The 21,785-nt window shown below is 52.9% G+C and carries 25 protein-coding genes; 9 read left to right on the top strand and 16 right to left on the bottom strand.

From position 1 onward, the window contains the following. Positions 1-9 precede the first annotated feature (9 nt). Both BN2684_RS21530 and BN2684_RS21525 read right to left on the bottom strand, forming a co-directional pair. Positions 10-1,467, bottom strand: a complete 1,458-nt coding sequence (locus tag BN2684_RS21530) for an SWIM zinc finger family protein (protein WP_058304140.1) — start codon at positions 1,465-1,467, stop codon at positions 10-12. 120 nt (positions 1,468-1,587) lie between these two features. After that, positions 1,588-3,018 (bottom strand): aminotransferase-like domain-containing protein, encoded by a 1,431-nt coding sequence (locus BN2684_RS21525; protein ID WP_058304139.1) that lies wholly within the window; start codon positions 3,016-3,018, stop codon positions 1,588-1,590. A 100-nt stretch (positions 3,019-3,118) separates the two neighbouring features. Between BN2684_RS21525 and BN2684_RS21520 the strand changes: the two genes are divergently transcribed. Continuing rightward, positions 3,119-3,739 carry a LysE/ArgO family amino acid transporter gene (locus BN2684_RS21520; protein WP_058304138.1) on the top strand — a complete coding sequence of 207 codons (621 nt, stop codon included), beginning with the start codon at positions 3,119-3,121 and terminating at the stop codon, positions 3,737-3,739. A gap of 168 nt (positions 3,740-3,907) precedes the next feature. Here the strand turns inward: BN2684_RS21520 and BN2684_RS21515 are convergent, their stop codons facing one another. From BN2684_RS21515 to BN2684_RS21490, 6 genes are all read right to left on the bottom strand, one after another. Beyond that, complete coding sequence (locus tag BN2684_RS21515) at positions 3,908-4,360, bottom strand: MarR family winged helix-turn-helix transcriptional regulator (protein WP_058304137.1); 453 nt, start codon at positions 4,358-4,360, stop codon at positions 3,908-3,910. 191 nt (positions 4,361-4,551) lie between these two features. Then, positions 4,552-4,953 carry an NUDIX hydrolase gene (locus BN2684_RS21510; RefSeq protein WP_058304136.1) on the bottom strand — a complete coding sequence of 134 codons (402 nt, stop codon included), beginning with the start codon at positions 4,951-4,953 and terminating at the stop codon, positions 4,552-4,554. A 39-nt stretch (positions 4,954-4,992) separates the two neighbouring features. Next, a complete protein-coding gene (locus BN2684_RS21505; RefSeq protein WP_058304135.1) occupies positions 4,993-5,895 on the bottom strand; it encodes a hypothetical protein in 903 nt (300 codons plus the stop codon). Beyond that, the gene (locus tag BN2684_RS21500) at positions 5,859-6,419 is read right to left on the bottom strand and encodes a DMT family transporter (protein ID WP_082652118.1); all 561 of its coding nucleotides are present in this window, start codon (positions 6,417-6,419) and stop codon (positions 5,859-5,861) included. The genes BN2684_RS21505 and BN2684_RS21500 overlap by 37 nt, the downstream gene beginning before the upstream one ends. A gap of 29 nt (positions 6,420-6,448) precedes the next feature. Beyond that, positions 6,449-7,147: a Crp/Fnr family transcriptional regulator gene (locus tag BN2684_RS21495; RefSeq protein ID WP_058304134.1), complete on the bottom strand. Its 699-nt coding sequence runs from the start codon at positions 7,145-7,147 to the stop codon at positions 6,449-6,451. 18 nt (positions 7,148-7,165) lie between these two features. Then, positions 7,166-7,591, bottom strand: coding sequence for a DMT family transporter (locus BN2684_RS21490; protein WP_058304133.1), 426 nt, complete (start codon positions 7,589-7,591; stop codon positions 7,166-7,168). A gap of 157 nt (positions 7,592-7,748) precedes the next feature. Here BN2684_RS21490 and BN2684_RS21485 point away from each other — a divergent pair, with 157 nt between their 5' ends. The 4 genes from BN2684_RS21485 (at position 7,749) to BN2684_RS21470 (ending at position 11,086) form a co-directional block, all read left to right on the top strand. Next, on the top strand, positions 7,749-8,339 hold the full coding sequence (locus tag BN2684_RS21485) for a GNAT family N-acetyltransferase (RefSeq protein ID WP_058304132.1): 591 nt from the start codon (positions 7,749-7,751) through the stop codon (positions 8,337-8,339). 207 nt (positions 8,340-8,546) lie between these two features. Then, on the top strand, positions 8,547-9,560 hold the full coding sequence (locus BN2684_RS21480) for an ABC transporter substrate-binding protein (RefSeq protein WP_058304131.1): 1,014 nt from the start codon (positions 8,547-8,549) through the stop codon (positions 9,558-9,560). Then, positions 9,557-10,276 carry a GTP-binding protein gene (locus BN2684_RS21475; protein WP_058304130.1) on the top strand — a complete coding sequence of 240 codons (720 nt, stop codon included), beginning with the start codon at positions 9,557-9,559 and terminating at the stop codon, positions 10,274-10,276. Before BN2684_RS21480 ends, BN2684_RS21475 begins: the two co-directional genes overlap by 4 nt. A gap of 3 nt (positions 10,277-10,279) precedes the next feature. Next, positions 10,280-11,086 (top strand): ATP-binding cassette domain-containing protein, encoded by an 807-nt coding sequence (locus BN2684_RS21470; RefSeq protein ID WP_058304129.1) that lies wholly within the window; start codon positions 10,280-10,282, stop codon positions 11,084-11,086. Between the two features lie 315 nt (positions 11,087-11,401). On the opposite strand, the gene BN2684_RS21460 is transcribed toward BN2684_RS21470, so the two are convergent. The 4 genes from BN2684_RS21460 to BN2684_RS21445 form a co-directional block, all read right to left on the bottom strand. Next, the gene (locus tag BN2684_RS21460; RefSeq protein ID WP_058304127.1) at positions 11,402-11,641 is read right to left on the bottom strand and encodes a DUF3977 family protein; all 240 of its coding nucleotides are present in this window, start codon (positions 11,639-11,641) and stop codon (positions 11,402-11,404) included. Between the two features lie 23 nt (positions 11,642-11,664). Further along, on the bottom strand, positions 11,665-11,859 hold the full coding sequence (locus BN2684_RS21455) for a DUF4177 domain-containing protein (protein WP_058304126.1): 195 nt from the start codon (positions 11,857-11,859) through the stop codon (positions 11,665-11,667). A gap of 23 nt (positions 11,860-11,882) precedes the next feature. Beyond that, entirely contained in the window at positions 11,883-12,386 is a 504-nt protein-coding gene (locus tag BN2684_RS21450) for a cupin domain-containing protein (RefSeq protein ID WP_058304125.1), read from the bottom strand. 151 nt (positions 12,387-12,537) lie between these two features. Next, positions 12,538-12,771, bottom strand: a complete 234-nt coding sequence (locus tag BN2684_RS21445) for a spore germination protein (RefSeq protein ID WP_058304124.1) — start codon at positions 12,769-12,771, stop codon at positions 12,538-12,540. Between the two features lie 259 nt (positions 12,772-13,030). Between BN2684_RS21445 and BN2684_RS21440 the strand changes: the two genes are divergently transcribed. The 4 genes from BN2684_RS21440 to BN2684_RS21425 all read left to right on the top strand — a co-directional run bounded on the left by BN2684_RS21440 (position 13,031) and on the right by BN2684_RS21425 (position 16,434). Then, positions 13,031-13,723 carry a response regulator transcription factor gene (locus BN2684_RS21440; RefSeq protein WP_058304123.1) on the top strand — a complete coding sequence of 231 codons (693 nt, stop codon included), beginning with the start codon at positions 13,031-13,033 and terminating at the stop codon, positions 13,721-13,723. Between the two features lie 97 nt (positions 13,724-13,820). Continuing rightward, positions 13,821-14,744 (top strand): ABC transporter ATP-binding protein, encoded by a 924-nt coding sequence (locus BN2684_RS21435; RefSeq protein ID WP_058304122.1) that lies wholly within the window; start codon positions 13,821-13,823, stop codon positions 14,742-14,744. Continuing rightward, positions 14,737-15,498, top strand: coding sequence for an ABC transporter permease (locus BN2684_RS21430; RefSeq protein ID WP_058304121.1), 762 nt, complete (start codon positions 14,737-14,739; stop codon positions 15,496-15,498). Before BN2684_RS21435 ends, BN2684_RS21430 begins: the two co-directional genes overlap by 8 nt. A 21-nt stretch (positions 15,499-15,519) precedes the next feature. Next, positions 15,520-16,434, top strand: a complete 915-nt coding sequence (locus tag BN2684_RS21425) for a sensor histidine kinase (protein WP_058304120.1) — start codon at positions 15,520-15,522, stop codon at positions 16,432-16,434. Positions 16,435-17,030: 596 nt separating this feature from the next. On the opposite strand, the gene BN2684_RS21420 is transcribed toward BN2684_RS21425, so the two are convergent. The 4 genes from BN2684_RS21420 to BN2684_RS21405 form a co-directional block, all read right to left on the bottom strand. Continuing rightward, positions 17,031-17,504, bottom strand: a complete 474-nt coding sequence (locus BN2684_RS21420; RefSeq protein ID WP_058304119.1) for a hypothetical protein — start codon at positions 17,502-17,504, stop codon at positions 17,031-17,033. 134 nt (positions 17,505-17,638) lie between these two features. Further along, positions 17,639-19,015: an MATE family efflux transporter gene (locus BN2684_RS21415; protein WP_058304118.1), complete on the bottom strand. Its 1,377-nt coding sequence runs from the start codon at positions 19,013-19,015 to the stop codon at positions 17,639-17,641. 113 nt (positions 19,016-19,128) lie between these two features. Next, on the bottom strand, positions 19,129-21,351 hold the full coding sequence (locus BN2684_RS21410) for a M56 family metallopeptidase (RefSeq protein WP_058304117.1): 2,223 nt from the start codon (positions 21,349-21,351) through the stop codon (positions 19,129-19,131). Next, the gene (locus BN2684_RS21405; RefSeq protein ID WP_058304116.1) at positions 21,348-21,725 is read right to left on the bottom strand and encodes a BlaI/MecI/CopY family transcriptional regulator; all 378 of its coding nucleotides are present in this window, start codon (positions 21,723-21,725) and stop codon (positions 21,348-21,350) included. Before BN2684_RS21405 ends, BN2684_RS21410 begins: the two co-directional genes overlap by 4 nt. Positions 21,726-21,785 lie beyond the last annotated feature (60 nt).

The raw sequence follows: 21,785 nt of genomic DNA, 5'->3' as shown, positions 1-21,785 counted from the left end.
CGTCACTCCTTAATACAACAGCCGAATGATCCGGCGGTCCGTGATAAGACTCATGATTTGAACTTCCAGGCGTCCGCTGTCGAGATCATGTCGGAACATGACGAGCGCGGCCTGGTCCCGCAAGTCCTCTTCCTTCAACAAGGGAAGGAGATTCCGAGCCTGCTGCGGAGCCATGACGATATCTCTCTCCGAGACAGGGAGCTGTTTGCCTTGAGCATCCCGAAAGACATAGGAATCTCCGATTCTTTCAATGCTATGATAGGCAAGTAGATACACGGGGTTTTTCTCCGCCAGCGGATTCTTGATGTCATTCTTCACCCGCTTGATCACCTCAGGGAAAGAATCAGCCGCCAATGCTTTCACCGCGTCGCAATCATGCCCGCTCCGCTCCCGGAATCGCGCTTTCTCCCATCTGACCCGGGGATTCGTCTCGCCGGGGTAGATGAACAGCTCCTCGGCTTGAATGATCTCCTGAACCGTGTCCTCTTCCTTGATATATTTGGCTGCGCGGAACGGACGCATGGTCCGGGTCGTGTAAAGAACGCCGTCCTGGAGGTCTATCCACCAGCCAGTATCGACGTATTCGCCGCGGGCTTGATCCTCGTACGACAAGAAGGACAGCTGCATCAGCTCCGCTTCCGCCTTGGTTCGGCCAGCTTCCCGCAGCTCGGCAAGCTGCCAGGCATGTCCCAGTTGCTCCTCGATCGTCGTAACGCTATCCATCGGCAGCTCCGGCTCCGCCGACCGCTGCTCCAAATACGCTTTGCCTTTCTTCACCAAGGCTTGCAAGCGAATGATCTGCTCGATCATTCGAGAGTAGACAGCTTCTTGATCGGTCTCTTCCTTCAGAATAAGCACCAGCTCGCGAAGCTCGGCTTGCGCGCCGGGAACATAGTAGTTCCCCAGCTCCTTGGCTTGATCCTCAAGCAATTTGAGCGATTTGGCGTCCACTCCTCCTAGCCCGGTCTGGACAAGCTGAAGCACCAGCTTCTCCAAGAGATTCAAGCCTTCCAACTGAGCGTTCCTTTTCTTGAGGAACGCGCTCTTCGACGTCCCTTTGCGCTTCGCTTTCGGGCTGTCGCCTTCCGTTTCTAAAGCCGCCGTCTCCTTCTTCTTCTCTTCGCGCTTCTCTGCCTTCTCGCGTTTCTCCGCAATGTCCTGCGGAATCTCGGCCTTCTCAAAAGGCTTTCCGAGTGCATGCGCATACAGCAAGCCTAGCGTATGCTTACAGGGGAACTGCCTGCTCGGGCAGGAGCAACGGAACACCGGAGCGCTTTCCTGGTTGAAATCAGCGGAGCAGCGGTACGGGTCCTTGCCGCTGCCCTTACATTCGCCGAACAGCAGCGTTTCATCTTCGGTTACGCGGAGTGCGGCAAAGCTGTTCTTCTTCACCAAATCGCGGCCGTTCTTCATCGCCGCCGCATTCGGCGCTAAGCTGTCTACATAAGCCTCGGTTATCGATGTCATTTTTTACCTCGCAATTTAGGAAGGAATCGTACTTACTTCCACATGAATCCTGAATCTCCTGCTCCTTCTTCTTCGGTCAAGCAGACGAGTCCCGGATGAGCTCAGCGGTATCGACCGAGCTTATTCAGTTCTTCCGATGGATTCCCGCAAGATCCGCAATCCATGTTCAATATCGGCGAGGGAAGCGTAAGCGAAGGACAAGCGAAGGTGATGATCATCGTTTGGGTCGTAGATGTATCCGGGATTAATCAATACCTTCTGTTTAAGCAGTTGAAGAAATAGCGCCTTGTTCACAACCGGTTCATGGAAGCGAAGCCAGATATAAAAACCGCCCTTCGGCTTCTCCCAAGCCGCGATGGCGGCATAATCCCGCTGTAGAAGCTCCTCCACTGCCTCCGCGCGTTTCCGCAAGTTGGCGCGCAGCTCCAAGAGATGCGCTTTGTACCGTCCGCTTATCAGCCAATCCGTGACGACCTTCTGGGCGATGGTGCTTGCGCCGTAGTCCGTCTGCATTTTGATATCCGCCAACCGCTGGATCACAGGCTCCGGCGCAACCACCCAGCCGATTCGGAGACCGGGGCTTAGCCATTTGGATACGCTGCCGAGGTAGAGCACTTGACCGGAGCTATCCAGCGCCTTCAAGGCAGGCGGCGCCTCTCCAAACAATAGTTCATGATATACATCATCCTCGATGACGGGGATGCGCATTGCCTGGCAGGCTGCCATCAATTCAACCCGATCCTCGTTCGTCATCACGCGTCCCGTCGGATTGTGAAGAGTCGGTACGGTATACAAGAGGATTTGCCGATTGCTCCTCTGTCTCTTCAAGGCTTCGGTCAAGGAACCCCCACCATCGACCGACAGCACCCGCATGCCAGCCGAATGAAAGGATCGGACCGAGTTCAAATACGACGGGGCTTCATGAAGGACAACCGCCTGCGGCTCAAGTACGCCCACCGAAATCAACTGAAGCGCTTGAAGCGCCCCCGAGACGATGAGGATGCAGTCGGGGGAAGCTTGAATACCCCGATTCTCTCGTAAATAGCGGCTGATGGCCTCGCGCAGAGCCAGACTTCCACGAGGCGATGAATAACCGATATCTCTGGCATCCAGAGTGATCGCCTGTAACGACTGCTCGATGGCGGCTACCGGCAGCAGCTCGGGGGAGAGCTCTCCCGTGCCGAGCCGAATGATGGAAGCGTCCTGTTCATGCTCATTGATGAGCTGAATCGTTTGCTGGTTCGGCTCGTGAAGGCTCGCATGAATGCGTTTGGGCCAGTTGGGATCGGTGCGGCTTACAAGCAAGTTCCAGCCGTTGTCAGCGACATAAGTTCCTCCTCCCATTTGGGCTTTGAGAATCCCGTCCGCCTTAAGCTCATCCAGAACCGGAATAAGGGTGCTGCGGTTCACCTCCAGCATCTCCGCCAGCTTTCTCTGGGAAGGAAGTCTTGTCCCAGCCGGCCATTCGCCTTGTTCGATTCGAATGAGCACCCAATGGCGGATCTGTTCATGCAGGGTCAGCTCAGCCGAACGGTTCGGCTTCCAATGCATACAAGCCCTCCTTTCAAATTGGATGGGTCAAATCCCAACCAATTGGTGGTTCCCTCTTCTTTTTAACACGTTTAAAGTAAGGGGGAAAGGAGATTCTTCCATGCAAACGGTTCTTCACGGCTTTTTCCTGTCGCTCGGGCTCATCTTTCCTCTCGGGGTTCAAAACGTGTTTGTGTTTTCACAGGGGGCCAATCAACTGACGATTCGCAAAGCTCTGCCAGCCGCTTTGACAGCCGGTGCTTGCGACACGCTGCTCATCTCCTCTGCGATATTCGGCCTCGCTTGGGTCGTACTACGGCTGGAGTGGCTGCGTCTGGGCTTGATGGGCGTCGGAATCGTCTTCCTTCTTATTATGGGGGGTTCTATCTGGAAGGCGAAGGTCGAATCACTTGAGACGGGTGGCGGAATGCCGCTCAAGAAACAAATTCTCTTCACCCTGTCGGTGTCGCTTCTAAACCCTCATGCCATTCTCGACACGATTGGTGTGATCGGAACGAGCTCTTTGCGCTATGCGGGAGCCGAACGGCTCGTATTCGCCGTCACTTGTATATCCGTATCCTGGTGTTGGTTTATCGGCTTAGTCTTCGTTGGTTCGGCCTTTAAGAAGCTGGATAAATCGGCTCGGCTTCTCCGAACGATCAACCGCTGCTCGGCTATCTTCATCTGGTGTACAGCTTTGCTTCTCTTAAAGACATTGCTGGATTCCATTCACCTTGGATGAAGGGTTTGGGACCCGACCATCCCGCAGAGAATGAAAAAGCCATCCAGAACGTTCCCTCCTCAGCGAATCGCTGAAGTCGCGGGGAACGGTCGGATGGCTCATTGGTTGTGAACGGCTCTCGTAAATCACATGTTCTCGTGATATCGGCGAGCGGAAAGCGCCATTGGTTCAGCAGGGCGCTTGCTTCATCATGAAATGAAGGGATTCGATCATTTGCTTGGCTTGCACTTCATCCATCTCGAAGGAATGGACTAACCGCTCGGGAATGGCCGCAGCCTTCTGCTGCAGCTCATGCCCCGCTTCGGTCAAGGATACGATCACTTGGCGCTCGTCGATCTCGCTGCGGGAACGCTTGACGAAGCCTTGGCTTTCCAGCTTCTTCAACAGCGGGGTCAACGTTCCTGAATCGAGATACAGCTTCTCGCCAAGAGCCTTTACCGGGATCTTATCCTTCTCCCAGAGAGCCAGCATGGTGATATATCCGGTATAAGTCAGCCCAAGCGGCGTGAGCAGCGGTCTGTATTTCTTAATAATCTCCTTCGAGCATACATAAAAAGCGAAGCAGATCTGATTGTCCAGCTTCATCCGTTCACTTGCCGGTACGGTGAGTTTGTCGTTCATTGCACGATTCCTCCTTGATCCACTCGCATGCTGGTCTCATTAAATTGTAAACAATTAAATAGAGGAAGTCAAGGAAGATTGCACCTTGGGTCGCCGAAACTGCCTATAAAAAAGCCTATCGCTTTCCTTGGTGACAAGGAAACGATAGGCTTTCGACACTTTGAAGCCATTTATCCGATTCAGAACCATTATTATGCGATCAATGCCAATTGGTGCAGCTGCTCGAAGATCAACTGGCTCACTGCCGACACCTGATCCCGGTCTGCATAAGAAAGCCAAGCTAGCTCTTCGATCTCGGCTGCGGGCTGCAGCTCTCCAACGTAATCCGCCATGTAGCATGTCATTCGGACTTGGATTCCGACCGCCTTGCCGTGAGCAGGCGCTTCGAAGGTTCCGAACAAGGAAATGCTCTCCGAGAGGATGCGAACGGAGATCTCCTCCGCAATTTCTCGACACAAGGTTTCCTCGTCCGTTTCTCCCTGCTCTCTCTTGCCGCCGGGAAGATAAAACGCAGCTTTTCCCGCCGATCTGGCGCACAGTACTTTACCGTCCCGAATGTGAACCCAGGCGATTTTATCGATAGATGTGCTCATGCCGCGCCCCTCTCCCATTCATTTGCTTAAGTTAATCGTCTAGCGCAACCCTGCGCACTTTTCCAGAAAAGCGAGCACCTTCTCATTGTTCACCTGACCCGGGTTTGCTACGGCAATCAAGCCGTCATTAAGGATCGGAAGCGATTTGCCAAAAGTCGTATTCGTAAAGTCAATGCCGTATTCAAGCTCTTCACCCGTTTGATTATTAGCTGCCTTAACAATCGTCCCTCGCTTTACAGCTTCTTCATAGATCTTAGCAAATTCCGGTTTCGTGAGATCAGCGATCGAATCCTGTCCTGCCATCCAGTTCAAGCTATCCTTGTCCAAGACGAGGACGTCCGGGTAATCGGCCATGAGCTCGGCCATCGCTTTCTGCGTATTGGCCATATCGAAGCCTCCTCCAGCCGATTTGGACGAAGGCAGAAACAGCACGCGAACCTGCACTCGCTTCCATTCGGGGAAAGCCTTCAGCAGCGCCTGTTGGACCAGCTCGCTTTCCTGACTCTGATCCTCCGCCTGATACGATCCGAGGAACATAATATTCAAGTCGACTGGGGGCAAAGCAGCCTCTCGCCTGCGATCCTCCACGATATTCCAAACGAAGGAGCCGACCCCAACAATCACAACGAGGGCAGCAAGGATCATCAAAATCTTCGTCCGGTTGATCCGGAAGAAGTCCTCCGAACGGCTGACGGTGCCGGACAGCTTTCCGAATTTTTTGAGGCGCTCTTCCTCCGCTTCATTCACCACGCGCTTGGCTCGGTAATCGAATATGGTGCGGTAGGCTTCGATATCCGCCTCCATCTCTTGCAAAGCATCCGCATTCCCGCTGACGGAAGCGGCTTTCTCCCGTTTCAACAGCAGGTCAAACCTGCGGTCCAGCTCTTCCTGAGACGTCGCTTCATTCAATCCGAGTCGCTCATATGCTTCTTTGATGTCCACGATGGTATCTCCCGCCCTTTTCCGTTCGTATCCTTACTCAATTCGTTAGTAATAATACTCTTACGGGCAAAGGCATGTAAAGGATTCATTTTCCCTCCCATTTGATAGACGAGCACTCCACCGATGATGATGAGAACACCGATGAGCTTGTTCGTGGAAAAGGGAACCCGTTCAAGACCGAGCGCACCGACAGAATCGAGAATCAAAGCCGTGCCGAGCTGAGCAGTCATGACCAACGATACGGAGAATGTTGGGCCGGCGAGGCGAAACGCCCGAACCAAGCAGATGACCACGCCGACACCGATCAAGCCGCTGAAGAGGTACCAGGGCTTTATGCTCGACACCCGGAAGAAGGCTGCGCCTTCCGAAATCGCACCAAGTGTAAAGGAAGCGAGAAAGCCCAGACCGAGAACGATGGCGGTCGTCGACCATGATCCGGTCTTCTCGTTCATTTTGCTGTTAAAGATATTTTGCAGGCTGACCAAAGAGCCGGCCACTAGCGCCAAAATAATTCCCATTGCCATACCATTCTCTCCTTTGATCCAAATGTTTCTTATTCGTACATGTTATCGCCCGCAACCAAGCGAAGGCCTTCCCGATCGAGGATTTGAAGGAAGCCCTTGTCACGTTTGATCAGCCCTTCCGCACTGAGCTTCTTCAACACCCGATTCAGATGGCGGTAGCTGGTGCCGATCAGGTTGGCGGTGTCCTTAAGGCTGGCCAAGCTGACATGTCCCTCGAACTGGACGTCATTCTTGTCATAGCAAACAGACAGCAGATAGCTGGCAAGCCTCGCTTCAACCGAATGCAGCAGATTGAAGCTGAGCGAGCTCGATTTGCGTTGGAACTTCTCAGCGATGATTTTGAGCAAAAAGCGAAGCAGCGGAGCGTGATCCCGCCCGAACTCGTTCACAGAACGGAAGGGTACCCGGATCATGCGGACCGGAGTTACCGCCTCCACGGTGTTCATGATGGGAATTCCTTGGATATATTCAATGTCGCCGATCACTTCAATCGGAGTGAGAAACGAGAGAATCAAGGTGTTTCCTTCCTCCGAGGTTGTGTACACTTTTATTTTCCCTTTGACGAGCACGTACAGATAAGCGGGCATTTCTCCCTGCGAGCAGATTAAGTCTCCTTCGCCGAAGTTGCAGAACGTCAAGTGAGCCCGCAACGGCTCAGGAAACAACGGAAGCAACTTGTAATGAGCCAGCTCCTGCTCCAGATCGGAGGGCTTTGACCGTTCCTTCATAGTTATCCTCCCGCTCAATTACAGATTAAGAACGACAATGCCGGTGATCATGAGCCCAAGCCCGATGAATTGCGGCAGCTTCATGTTTTGTTTGACAACCTCGAACCAGCCGTTCTTATCGATCAAGAAGGTCAAGCCGAGTTGGGCAATCAAGAGGACGGCGATGGCGACGGTTGCGCCGATCGTTTCAATGGCTGTGACCTCGTTGAAGATGATCACCGCAGCGAAGGCTCCGCTTATCCGGTACAGAGGCTTCACCTGTTTGATCCCTTGTCGATTGCCGTCTCTTACGATCATTAGAATGAGTAGCGCTGCCAGAAAGCCGGTAAGCTGGGTGAGGGTCGCCGCCTGCCAGGTGCCGATATCCTTCCCGATGGTCGTATTGGCAACCCCTTGCAATGTGATGAATGCTCCTCCCAGAAGAGCATAGATGATTCCTTTCATGATTCTCCCCCTGTCTTTTTCTCCTTCTCATTAAAAGACAGATCCCGTGAAGAGGATAGGACATATGTCCTCAGAACGGGGAAAATAGGGAAATTGTTCATCTTATGATACCATGAATTCATATGGGGCCGATCCAACGGCGTTGGGAGACGAATGAATGAAGATTGAGATAATAGCCTATCCCCGCTGGGAGGAAGCCGCTTGGAGTGAGCTTGGCCCGATCTATCGAGACAGCTTTCCGCATGGCGCGAAGCCGGAAGCCATTCTTCGGCGAATGATCGACCGGGGTCTTGCCGTTCTCCACGGCGCCTATCGGAAGGGTGAAGCCGTCGGGATGGCGGTGACGGGCTTTAGCCGGGAAGAGGCGGATGATGTGGATGATACGGACAAGGAGCAAAAACCGAGGATGATCATCGATTACTTGGCGGTACGACAAGACATCCGCGGACTCGGGATCGGCAAGCAGTTGTTCGACGGCTTGAAGGCTTGGGCCGTCGCTTCTGAAGGCATCGGCTCGATTTTAATCGAGGCTGAAGCGGAGGACACCCCGGAGAACCGGAAACGCATGCAATTTTGGGAATGTCTCGGCTTTCAAAGCACCTCGTATATCCATCAATACCGATGGGTGCCGGAACCCTATCGCGCTCTGCTCCTCCCACTCGATCTGAACGCCCTTGTCCAGGATGACGGGAAAGCGCTGTTCCGAGAAATCACTCGCTTCCATGAGCTTAGCTTTCGGAAAGGATAGCGGACGAACATGGCAGGTCAGTTAAGCCAACTTCATTCGCGATACCTCTCTTCACCGTAACCTATTCGCGTTAGGGTGACGTAAGTTAACCACCATAATTGCAGGTTGTCTCCCCTATTGTTTATGGAATTGTCATATATTCTTCCGCGATCAAATTGTTCGGACTGACAGCGAGCCTTATAATGGGGAAAATCGGAGGTGAATGGCATGAAATCCGATACCGTACTCGATCTTGAACGAATGCCTAAGCATCTGCTAGCGCTTCTCCCTTGCCCGCTAAAAGTGCCGCTCGAAGAGGCCTACCTACTGCAGCGGGAAGCATTGCTTCCCGCTGGAGTTGAAGGGGATTCCGGGGACATTCGCTTTGAAGGAAACGCCAACCAAAGTGAATTTTATAACAAAGTGAGTGACCTTAAGGATGTTGATGAGCTCCCGGACATCATCATCTCGCCGGGGATCAGCAGCTTCTTCCATGCGGACTTCCGAAGCCGGTTTCTGGATACGGAGGTGTTTGCCGACGCATCTGTATGCACGCCGAACGAACGGTTTCAAGCTGCCGGGCTGCTTGACCCGACGGGCAGAACCACCCTGCTCTGCGTGAATCCGCTCGTGATGGTAATTGATACCGGCAAGCTGGATGGCCATCCTCTGCCCTCCCGGTGGAGCGACCTCCTCTCTCCGCTGTATCGCAAACAGATCACGATGAGAGGTCATCAGGGCAGCTTCTGCGAGACCGTCCTGCTCACCCTGCGGCATACCTTGGGTGACGATTCACTGCACCAGCTTGGCTCCAATGTCGCGGCAGGCATGCATCCCGGCCAAATGGCCAAGCTCGCCGGGTCGGATCAGCCGGGTGCGACCGCTGTCTACATCATGCCCTATTTCTATGCAAAGATGATTCGCCGCAAGGAGCGGGTCCGGGTGGTGTGGCCAGAGGACGGAGCTATCGCCAGTCCCGTCCTGATGCTAATGAAGCGGAACGCCTCCAACGTCTCCCGAAGCATCGCGCGGTTCTTTTTATCGGAAGAGACGGCGGAGCTATGCGAGCAGGCGATGTTTCCATCCCCCTTCTCTTCCGAGCGCTCATCCGCTTCCTCCCAGACAGCCGGTCAGCCACTCTGCTGGATGGGCTGGGATACGGTGTGGAACAAAGAGATCGGCCGCCTTACAGAACAGGCGAATGCCGAGTTCCTTCGCGGCTTCGAGGAGAATACACCATGAAGTTGATCACGGTCGCAGGTCCCCCATCCTCCGGCAAAACCTCGGTCATGCTGCGGATCATTCCGTTCTTGAAGGAGCGCGGGCTTAAGGCAGGGGTCGTCAAATTCGACTGCATCGCTTCGGCGGATAAGGAACGGTATGCGGAGAAGGATGTTCCTGTCCTGCTCGGACTCGCGGGGAACTTGTGTCCCGATCATTTTTTTGTCACGAACATCGAGGATTGCTTGCAGTGGGGAATCTCGCAGGGGTTTGATCTCTTGATCAGCGAAAGCGCTGGCTTGTGCAACCGTTGCTCGCCCTTCATTCGCGGCTCGGTCGCCCTCTGTGTGATCGACAATCTCTCTGGAATGAATACGCCGGCCAAGATGGGGCCACTCTTGAAGCAGGCCGATGTCGTCGCTGTAACGAAGGGGGACATCGTCTCGCAAGCGGAACGGGAAGTATTTGAATACCGGGTCCGCCAGGTCAATAACCGCGCCGAGGTGCTTCAGGTGAACGGGCTGACGGGACAGGGAACCGAAAGGCTGGCCCGGCTGTTTGAGGAAGGTGCGGAGCTGGAGAGCTTGAATGGCAGCAGGCTGCGGTTCTCGATGCCCGCAGCCGTATGCTCCTATTGCCTCGGAGAGACGAGGATTGGTAGTGACTATCAGATGGGGAATGTGAAGAGCATGGTGATTCCGGCTGCGGACCGCCCCGATGCGGAAGGAGCGTCATAAGCGATGATCGAGTCCGTTACGATACGCGGAGGGCGTTTCAAGAATGGGGCACCGGAAGCGGTTGAGATCACACTTGTGCCAGGCGATATCACCGCGATTGTCGGGGCGACAGGCTCAGGAAAAAGCCGTCTCCTTGCTGATATCGAGTATTTGGCGCAGGTGGATACGCCAAGCGGCAGACAGATTCTGATCAACGGAGACGTTCCCGACTCCAAGACCCGCTTTTCCCGAGGAAGTAAGCTGATCGCACAATTGTCGCAGAACATGAACTTCGTCATGGATGCCACAGTGGAAGAATTCATTGTCATGCATGCGGAGTGCCGGGAGGACGGCAAAGGGGAAGGTGATGCAAGCGATCGAAACGAATTGATCCACCAAGTGGTTAGCTCCGCCAACCGGCTAACCGGAGAACCGTTGTCTCCCTCTTCTCCCCTGACCGCTCTCAGCGGAGGGCAATCGCGGGCCTTGATGATCGCGGACACAGCCCTGCTGTCGGACAGTCCGATCGTCCTGATCGATGAGCTGGAAAATGCAGGCATCTACCGCGATGAAGCGCTCCGGATGCTGGTTCGCGTTGGGAAGATCGTCCTCATGGCCACTCATGATCCGCTGCTCGCTCTCGCCGCTCATCGGCGAATCACTCTCAGCGGCGGCGGAATCGTTCAGGTCTTGACAACGAGCGACGAGGAAAAGAGGCTGTTAAGCCGCCTTAAACAAGCAGACACCGCTCTGCTCGCCATTCGGGAGACCCTCAGGCGGGGAGAGCGGCTGTCGGAGAACAGCTCTTTATTTCTTCTTGCCCATGAATAGTGGAATCATGAGCAAATGCATCAACGGACAAAGCAATACCATACCGAAGCCGAGAATGCTCGTCGCTTGTCCCCGGCTCGCATTGAAGGCGAAGAGCCCTCCTAATAGGAGCATGGGGACGATGCAGCAGAGTAACATCATCCAGCCGTGCTTTTTGTGATGGGATTTGGCGTTATGAGAATCGGTCTTTTCTAGGTTTGGTTCCTGCGAATCATGATTGCCGCAGCAGTTCATCGGTATCCCTCCAGAGTTGGCTTGTTGAACCCATACTAACAGCCATTTGTGTGGAAACCGTGTGTGCGCCGCTCTCTTCTCTTATTCTCCGCTTAAACCGATGATCCACTTGAATTTTCTGGAAGGCTTTCGAGTAAGCTTGAGACCTTCCCGGCTATCTAATATGAGGACCCGGTGCCCGATCCACAGCCTCATGTAAACCGAATGGCAGCGAAAAGGCCGCTGAAATCCCTTGACTTCCGTTTCCGTTCCATCCTCATGCTCGAGCTCCGTTCGGAGCAGCCAGCGATTCCCGATGCCGAACTCCACGTATTTGCGCAATTCGCCCGATACTCCCGCTTTCGTCACTTTCTGCGTTTGAATACGGCAACGACCATCATGGTTGCGCCTTGCGCTTGATTTGTGTCAAAGACGGAGACAAGCTCCCATCCTTCATTCCCAAGCGCGTTTAGATGCAATTCAAACTCATTGTCATCGAGCTTGCCTCCCCAGAAACCGCTGGTTTTCACTTGAATCGTCTTGTATTCCCATCGTTCCATCACATAATCATCTCCTTATCTCCTTAATCGGGTAAGCGCAATCCCTTCCATTTATTGCGTACTTCGGTTTCTCCTTTGAAATAATCTACTTCGCTGTCGACGTCATAGATTCGCTGCTCAGCAAGCATGATGTTGATCTTGCCGGAATCCGGATATTCCACTGCGTCTAACCCGTTCTCTGTCCGAATATCCAAGTACTTGCAGGGCAGGTCCGTATGGTTAAACAACTGATGCGCCCCGCTTGGCCCCGTCTCAAAGAAGAGCAGATCGCCCGCTTTTACTTCTTCTACCCCTATGGGTGTGCGAAGCATTGCGGCTCCTTCCAGGATGACGAACAGTTCTTCTGAACTGTGGTGGTAGTGATAAGGGTACGAATACTTGTCGGGGTCGAGCGACCGGATGTCGAACGTCAAATGCTTGGACTGTGCGAGGCGAGAAAGTCTCTCACTCGTATGCCAAGCGAATTCAGGAACGGGAGATTGCTTTTGGGTTAAGGGCAAGGAATCAATTTGGAATCTTGTCGCCATTCAAGGGCTCCTCTCAATCGGATAGGGATTCAAAATCAAAGTTAACATAACATTAATTATGTTTACTTTATTTTGATTTCTATGCTTGTCCGCTTGCTCCCTCCTACTACTTCGCGGAAGACCAGCGTTTTCCTTCCTTTTCCATGCCTATTTAGATCTGTTGATTTGCATTAGGCGTATCCACGATATCAGGATCGATCGTATTCGTACTGCCATTGCCAATTGCTGTGGTGCTAAAGAAACTATCGCCCGGTGAAAAGGAGTCTGCACCTGCAAAAATTTTGCAGTTGCTCGACAAGTTGATGAAGCCCGTGTCGCCGATCTGCACATTGGAGCCGGAAGCCACACTGTTGATTTTGATTCCTCCGATGACGAGAGACGGCATGACACACGCTCCTTTCCCGGATCGGGATGATTTGAATCGAGATATCCAACGCAAATGTCTTGGTTAGTGTATGTGGAAGTCCGCCTACTTGCCACTGCATGAAATCTTGCCTTCAACCCCTTTTTGCAGTAGAGCGGTCCCGATGATCTCTCATTCGCAGCGAGTCGCTGACTTATGTTATGCTGATTCTGCTGGAAAACCATCTCATGTGGAAATGAGTCGCTGTTTTTCGAATCCACTAGAAGCGAAAGGAGCTTCTATGAACCAACCGATACACATCCTCGTCGCGGAAGATGACAGCGACATTAGCAAGCTGCTGTGCAGTATGATGAAAAAGAGCGGTTATATCCCGCAGCCCGCCTTTTCCGGAACGGAGGCCCTCCTCTATCTGGAGCAAAGGCACTGGAGTATGGTGCTGCTTGATCTCATGCTTCCGGGGATGTCTGGAGAAGAGCTCCTCGAACGGATCGGTGAGTATGGCGATATACCGGTCATGATTCTATCCGCCAAAGTGGAGCAAGAGAGCAAGGTGCTTGCCTTGCGCGGAGGGGCAATCGATTACATAACGAAGCCATTCGATATCGAAGAAGTATCCGCTCGGATCGATACTCATCTGCGTTTATATGCTCGATTAGCGCAACCGGCCTTGCCTGCCGTACTGCAGCATAAGGGGCTTGTCGTTGATCTTAGCGCCAAGTCCGTCATAGCCGAGGGAACGGTGCTCATGCTCACCGCACGGGAGTTTGAGATTCTTGCACTCCTCATGTCTTCGCCAAAAAAGGTCTTTACAAAAGCGAATTTGTACGAGAGCGTGTGGAACGAGCCCTTTCACGGGGACGATAACACGATGAATGTTCATGTGAGCAATCTCCGCGGGAAGCTAGCCAAAGCTGCTCCGGGACAAGAGTGGATTGAGACCGTTTGGGGGATGGGTTATCGTCTCAAGCCGTAACCCTATTGTCTTAAGAGATTCTTAAGATTCGGCTTAAGCTCTTCTTATGGTCCGGTTTCTACACTTGGTCTATCACATGAAGGAGGCCAAGACGAAGATGCACGAGTATGTGTTACGAACGAACCAAATCACCAAAACCTTCAAGAACCACACGGCGTTGGACAAAGTCAGCCTGTCCATTCACAAAGGCTCGATTTATGGCTTTATTGGCCAGAATGGAGCAGGCAAATCCACGCTTATACGTATGATAACCGGACTTTCCTTCCCAACGAAAGGGACAATCGAGCTGTTTGGAGCAAGCGACGAGCGAGCGCTCATCGAAGCCCGGAAGCGAATGGGCTGCATCATCGAGAGCCCGGCTTTGTTCCCGCACATGTCCGCCAGCGAGAATTTGGAAGCCAACCGTATTCTACGCGGCATCCCCGGCAAAGAATGCGTTTCGAGGATGCTGGAGCAGGTCGGGCTTCAAGGAGCAGGCAAGAAGAAGGCGAAAAACTTCTCGCTCGGAATGAAGCAACGCCTCGGTCTGGCCATTGCCCTGCTCGGTAATCCCGAATTTCTGATTCTGGACGAGCCGACCAACGGACTTGATCCGATGGGCGTCGTGGAAATGCGGGAATTGCTCAAGAAGCTAAACCGAGAGCTCGGGATTACCATTCTCATCTCAAGCCATATCCTGAGCGAGCTGCACTTGATGGCGACCCATTACGGCATCATTCATCATGGCCGGCTGCTGGAGCAACTGACTGCCAAAGAGCTGGATGAGAAATGTCAGCACTATCTGCTCATAAAAGTAGACCAACCCGATAAGGCGGCCACGGTCATTCGAAGCGAGCTGGGGACATCTGATTTTGAAGTGATGCCAGATGGTGCAATTAAGCTGTTTAAACGCATCGAACAGCCCGGCGTCATATCCTCGCTGTTGTTCACGGCCGGTCTGACCATTGAGCAATTTATGCCCATGGGCGAGGACTTGGAGAGCTATTTCACGAAGCGGATCGGAGGTCCTTCCCATGATTAATCTGATCCGAGTCGAGTTGTTCAAACTGCGCAAAAACCGGTCATATTGGGTATTGGTGTTCACCATTGCCGCGATCTCGCTGCTCTATCCCCTGCTGTATTACTTCGATCGGCAAAACAGCGGAACCCTTCAGTACACCGGCATCGAGTTTTTGTTGACCTTCTTGTCCAGCAACGCCTATGTTCTTAAATTCGGAGTAGCGGTTCTCGCAGGATTCTTCATCTCGAACGAGTACTCGACGGGTGTCATGAAAACCATCGCTTCATCGGGTCACACCCGGGGGCAGCTGTTCACAGCCAAGCTGCTCGTATTCGCCGTCGGAGCGATGGCGCTCTCCCTCGTCTTCCCGGTCGTCAGCACGATCGAAGTGACCATGCTATCCGGCTTTGGGAATGTACCAGAAGGAGTGTCTCTCTTCTTCCTTCCACGAACCCTTGGGCTCACCTTGCTCTACACGGCGGGTTATGCGGCCATTGGAGCTCTGTTCACTGTGATTCTGACGGATAGCGGAAAGACGATCAGCTTCCTGGTCATCTTCTTCATCATGATCGATATGGCGCTGGCCGCAATCGGTTCCAAAGTCGCATTCGTGGACACCGTCTACGACTATTCCATCTTCAAGCTGGTGGCAGATATCGGCAAGCCCAGCATCGACAGCGGAGATTGGTCCGCCATCCTGCTGGTCCCCCTTCTGACCTTTGTCGGATGCGGGCTGCTCGGCATTCTCGTCTTCCGGCGAAAAGAAATCAAATAACCTGGTAAGGAGCAGAAAGAGATGCTCTTCCTCATGATCCTATCCGTTCTGGCGGCGGCTCTTCTGCTCCTTCGCCTGTTCTTGACACGGCGCGAGCTGGAACAGATGACTGAGCAGCTGCGACGTTGCAATGAGCGGGAAACCGGCAAGAAAATGACGGTCACCCTATTTGATCGAAAGCTCGAAGCGCTTGCGGAGCAAATCAATCGGCAAAGCGAGCGGATCGTGGAAGCGGAAGCCCGCGAGCGGAGAAGCGAGAATGAGCTTCGACAAGCAATTGCGAACATCTCACACGATATTCGCACTCCGCTCACTTCCATATCCGGCTACATCCAATTGATGGAGACGGAGACGTTAACTCCGGAGGAGAGGATTGAATACCTCGCTATCGTCAAAAACCGAGCCAAAAGGCTGCAAGCCCTGATCAGCGATTTCTTCGAGCTATCTATGATCGAGTCGTTGGATTATCCGCTCAAATCCAAACGACTAGGGATGACTGCCCTTCTCTCAGAGATTCTAGTCAGCTTCTATGATTCGTTTATCGAGCGCGAACTCACATCCTCCGTCTGGCTGCCGGACGAGATCCTTCCGGTATACGCTGACGAATCCGCTGTTCGCAGAGTCGTCGAAAATTTGCTTATCAACACGATCAACCATGCCACTGGTCATGTGGTCATCCGCCTCGAAAGCGAGCAGGAGACAGTCGTTCTGACGATCATGAACGAAGCGAAGAACCTCTCCGATCAAGATGTCTCCCTGCTATTTGACCGGTTCTACACCGCCGACCGAACTCGATCCGCTGGAGGATCGGGACTCGGTCTTTCGATTGCCAAAAGCCTGATGAGCAAGATGGGCGGTACGCTGACCGCTCAGCGAAACGGCGAGAACCTCGTCATGACCTGCCGCTGGAAGCTTGCTGGACGAGATTCAGTTTAAGAATGAGGAAAGTTTGCTCTGGTATTCTAGTTACTAGAAGAAGATGGAATTCAAGCTTATATGAAAGCAGAATGGAGATTCGGATGAAGAAGGATTGCTCAAGCTGTTCCTGCCGTTCGTCGGCATCCTGTTTTTGTTATTCAACTGGTAGTCTTAGTGGTAAAGCTCCGGAGAAGGAACAGCATCCGCCGCCAAACTTTTTCGTTGCTGCTTAGCATAATACTGGCCCTTCCCCTTCTTTTGACCATGAATGTGATCCCTTGGGCTTATCCTGCAGATGTTGCGAAGCTCTCGCCCGCCGTTACGGTGAAATGGCCGCTCAAAGAAAAGACAGTCGTGGGTTGGGGCGGAGATACGACCGCCGTTAATTTACCCCATGTCATATGGGCATCGGAACGCTGGGCTTATGATTTGGTCATGGAACCATACAACACCGGAGACTCACGGTTAGAAAGCTACGGGATCCGGAACCAGGAGGTACTCTCGCCTGTATCGGGCACCGTCATTGCGGCCTATGATGACGAGGAGGATATCCAGCCCAATACCGAAGACTTTCAATCGGCAGAGGGAAACCATGGATTTTCAGTTGACGCGCATTACGCTTCAAATACCGGAAGCTCTGAATGCTGCCGGGCTCTTTCTACGATGGGGCCTTCGAAGATATTCACAAAAGCCACGTTGCTAGAACGTATGCTGAGCAGACGGCTGTCAGGATGAATGCCGAACGCTTCCTTCGCTTGGTCAGGCAAAGAAAGCCGCCCCTCGTTATCCAAGCCAGCAGAAGCAAAAGTCCTCCCCTTTTGCCGAAAGAAGACCTCGTCTTGCCTAAGATCATCGCCTTCAAGCGCCGGCGCAACAACGGTCAACATATGGGATTCATATGTCTTCATCAACTCCAAGGACATGACGCTAAAGCCCTTCGAGGTCCGGCTGCCCGACATCAGAAGAACCTTCTTGTTGCCGATTAATTGATAATCCATAAGGGCTTCCTGTGGAAGCAGAATAGAACCGTCATCGTTAACGGTCAACCAGCCGTAAACATACTTTCCTCCGAATGTGATATGAGGCATAAGTGCACTCCTTTTATAATAGTGTGTATGCAAACCGATCTAATACGCTGCTAACTCAAAAACCATATTTTTCGCCCCCCTTCACATACCGATAGACGCCGCTTCGTATCCACACGGTTGAAGTTGAGAGCGTACTAGGCGATATCCGGCTCCTGCTTCCTCGCATCAAAGGCGTGTATCCAACGGAACCGGTTTACTTTCACGATAGCGACGAAGCATTTGAGAATTTGATCGGATTTCAAACAGACGAAAACGAACATGGGAGATAAGTTCCAGACGAAGGCGCAAAGGGCCGAAATCGGGAGCACAATGAGCCACATGAAGATAAAATCGTTGTACAGCACAAACCGGGTATCGCCGCCGCTGCGAACGATTCCGGTGAGCACCGGCATCTGATAGGCTGTGCCTACAGCCGTTATCGACAAGACCGTCATGAACTGCAGGGCAAGCGATTTGGCTTCGGGGGTGACGGAATAGAAGCCGAGAACTTGTCCTTTTATGACATAAAGTATTAACCCCGTTAATAACCCTATCCCTACATAGAGAACCTGTAAGGAAATCGCGTAGCCCTTCACCTTATCGACCTTTCCTTCCCCGATGCTCTTGCCGATGATCACCGCCGTAGCGCTGGCTGAGGCATAGGTCACGACCGTTACCATTTGAAAGATCGTGGTGGCAATGCTGTTTGCAGCGATGGCAGCCTCCCCCATGTGGCCGAGTATAGAGGTTTGAGCAGCCATTGCGACTCCCCACAAGGCGTTCGAGCCGAGAATCGGGGAGCCGATTCGAATGTAAGATTTCACCAAGGCGAGATCGATGGACAAGAAATCTTTCAAACGCAGCTGAATGCGAGAATCATACCGCTTCAGGAAGAAGCAAACGATGACGAACTCGATGATCCTCGCGGTCAAAGTCGCAATGGCCGATCCTTGAACTCCGAGCCTTGGAAAACCAAAGTGACCATAAATGAGCAAATAATTCAGGCATACATTGATGATCAGAGTAGATGCAGATACGACGAACCCGATGCGGACGATTTCCACGCTGCGAAGGGAAGCCAGCAGAATGTTGGTCGCCGAGAAGAACAGGTAGGAGAAGCAGATGATCCTCAGGTATTTGACTCCCTCCGTGATCGCCGCCTCTCCATTCGTAAAGAGAGCGAGAGAAGCATGAGGGAATAGAAAAACAGTGATTCCGAGCACGAGTGCGACAAACAGAGCGATTCTCATTCCGATACTCGTCGCTTGCCGAACCGAAGCGAGATCTCGAGCGCCCCAAAACCGTGACGAAAGGATAACTACGCCTTCGGCGGCGCCCATGACAAGCATTTGCAGCAAAAACTGAATCTGGTTGGCCAAAGCTACTCCAGACAGCGCGGGTTCGCTGTAAGCTCCAAGCAGCACATTATCCGAAAGCCCCACACTGAGCGAGATGAGGTTTTGCAAGCCAATCAGGACGGTAAGTCCAAAAAATCGTTTGTAAAAGGCAGGTTCTTTAACAAGCAAGCTCATGATGTCCCTTCTTTACTCCCAAGGTTTATTGCATACTGGGCCGTCGTCTACCAGAAACAACCTTCTTCAGTATACAGCAAACCCACTATGGGGTCAGAAAAAAAACCTTCCGCTTATCGCGGAAGGGCCTCCCATTCCTGGGTAAATACATCGAATTTGATTTCTATCGTCTCGCCGTCCTTTTTGACGGTCCCATAGAGGTATCCGTCCCCGTAGCCCCCGCCCAGCCAGTCCTCTCCCACCGGAGTCAGCCCGAAATCGCTGAGGAAAGGGAGCGAAAGGCTCTTGAGCTTCTCCAGATAAGCAGTTCCGCTCGTGATATCCTTCAGATTCGGAGCATTCTCAATCAGTAGATTCGTTTGGGGTCCGCCTGAGGTTTCGTCATACACGGTTCCGGTTATCGGATTGACCCGATAGGTCATCCCTTGCACATCTGTCTCCTGCGGATGAGAGGTAAACGAATACTGATCGTCCTTCATCGCGAATGTCCAGCCCTCCGTTCCCATCCTCTCTGCCATCAAACGCTTGGTCGTCGCTTCATCCAAGCTGGATTCGATAGCGAAAGGAACGACTAGCACCTGTTTAACCAACAGATCACTTCCATATTCGGCGATGGCTTGAACCGGAAAATCTCCGGGAGAAGCGGCTCCCTCCGCCAACGCTTGAATCCGGTTCCCTTCAACCGTATACTTCACACGCGAACCGAACGAAATGCCCTCGCTCCAGTGACCCGCAACCGCTTCGGGATACACACGCCCCCACTGCTTCCCGGATGACGAGGCGCTCAAGTACACCTTTTCGCTTCGTTTCATGATGGCGATTGAGACTTCCCGGCGAATCGCATCGAGTGAATTTTCGATAGTCAGCTCGCGGAAATCCGGAAACTGAAGAACGTGAAGGGTCTGCTGAATAATGCCCGTTCCATAGCCTTCTGTCAAGATAATAGCCGCTTGCTCCTCCCCATTCCCGGTTAATGTGAAGGCATGAATCTCAGGGGCATAGGTCGGATTGGTCACCGTGATCCAGGGAAAGCTCTTCGTTGTGTTTCCATAGCTTACCGTGAGCCCCTTATAAACGTCTCCTTTTGCTCCGGAAGGAGCGAACAAGGAGATTTCCTTGACTATCGCGAGCGGACCGGACGGTTTATCCGCTTGGGCGGTTGCCGCCGGAGCAGCCGACTGTCCGGCATCTGCTGTAGGGATTAACGCGGAAGGTGCCGGGTTCGCCCCGGAAGAAGCGCTCCCTGTTACCGCCTTCGTCATGGCACAGCCACCGAGGACAAGGACAACAACCATCCCGAGAACGGATAGCTTGTAAGCCTTTGTCTCAGCCGATGCGATCCGCTTAAGCCTTCGCCTAAGCTCCTTCTTGCCGCCCGATATTCCTCCAGCTGAACCGGCGTACCGGACAGGAGTGTTCATTGTCTCCAAAAGGCGTATGATTGTATTTCCATAGCTCTGAGACTGTTCTGAACCGATCGTTGAGAGAACCAAGGAATCGCATGCGAGCTCCTGGTCCTCCCGCATTTTCCGATAAGCGTACCAGAGCAGCGGATTAAACCAATGTACGGCAACGAGGAAGGAAAAGATTCCGTTAATCATCAGATCTTTTCGCTTTAGATGCGCGAGCTCATGCAGAAAGAGGTGACGAAGCTCTTCATCTCGAAGGCTGCCGGCTACCCTTGGCAATAGAATCTTCGGCTTCACGATTCCAAAGAGAGCGGGACCTGTCACCGCATCCGTTTCCATTACAGCGAAGGACCTTCGGATTCTCATCTCCTGCGCACAGGCCCGGCTGATCTCCAACACTCTTTCGGAGGGGGCAGCAGACGTTATGCGGACACGTGAAGCGAAGCGGAGGCTCGGAATGGCAAATAGGCTCAACATGAAACCGACACCCGCAAGCCATAACCGAGGAATCGCTTCGGGGAGCTTTTCGATCCCATTCTTAGCGGCTTTATCCGGTTCTGTGGCCTTTGCTGCGAAATCGCGGCTCTCCTGTGCAGATAAGGTTGATGTTTTGGCTTCAGGAAGCCCCTTCACCTCTTCGGTACCAGGCTGAGTGACGAAGCTTCCCTTCTGAGGAACCTGATCCGTCGAAGTGGAGTTTCCTCCCGATTGATCCATGGCGTAAAGATTATAGAGACTCAGTGGGCTCTCGGGAGTCCAAGGCACTAGAAGCCTCACGATCACGAGCAGCCACAGCCAAGAAATGGCACGGGGATTAAGCCAGCGCCGAAGCAGCACGCGAGCTAGCAGGATCAGCAGAATCAACAGGGTCGCTTTCAGGGAAACGCTCGCGATCCAAGAGAACCCTTCACCGAGTGCCGGATTCATTTCTTCTCCTCCCTGTCGTCCAGAATGCGTTTCAGGTCGGCGATGTCCTCCCGAGACAGCTTCTCCTCTTTCAAGAAATGAACCAACATGGCCTTCGGTGTCCCACCGTACAGGCGTTTGAGAAAGGATTGGGTCTCCGCCCTCACGCACTCTTCTTCCTTAACAAGTGGATAATACGAATAGATTCTTCCGTCCTGGACATACCCGAGCGCTTGTTTTTCCACTAAGCGCTTGATCAGCGTTCGCACGGTTTTGGGACTCCAGTCCTTGCTCCCCTCCAGCTCTTCGATCACCTCGTTAGCTGTTCGCGGCGGCGCGGACCAGATGATCTTCATCACTTCCCACTCCGCTTCGGATATTCTGGGCAATGACATCGTAAAAGCCTCCCTCACTTGGACTACATCAGTAATCCGCAAATTGATATTACATTTGTA

This window comes from Gorillibacterium timonense, assembly GCF_001457415.1.
GTDB classification, from domain to species: Bacteria; Bacillota; Bacilli; order Paenibacillales; family NBRC-103111; genus Gorillibacterium; species Gorillibacterium timonense.
This window is presented reverse-complemented; position numbering and strand designations above follow the sequence as displayed.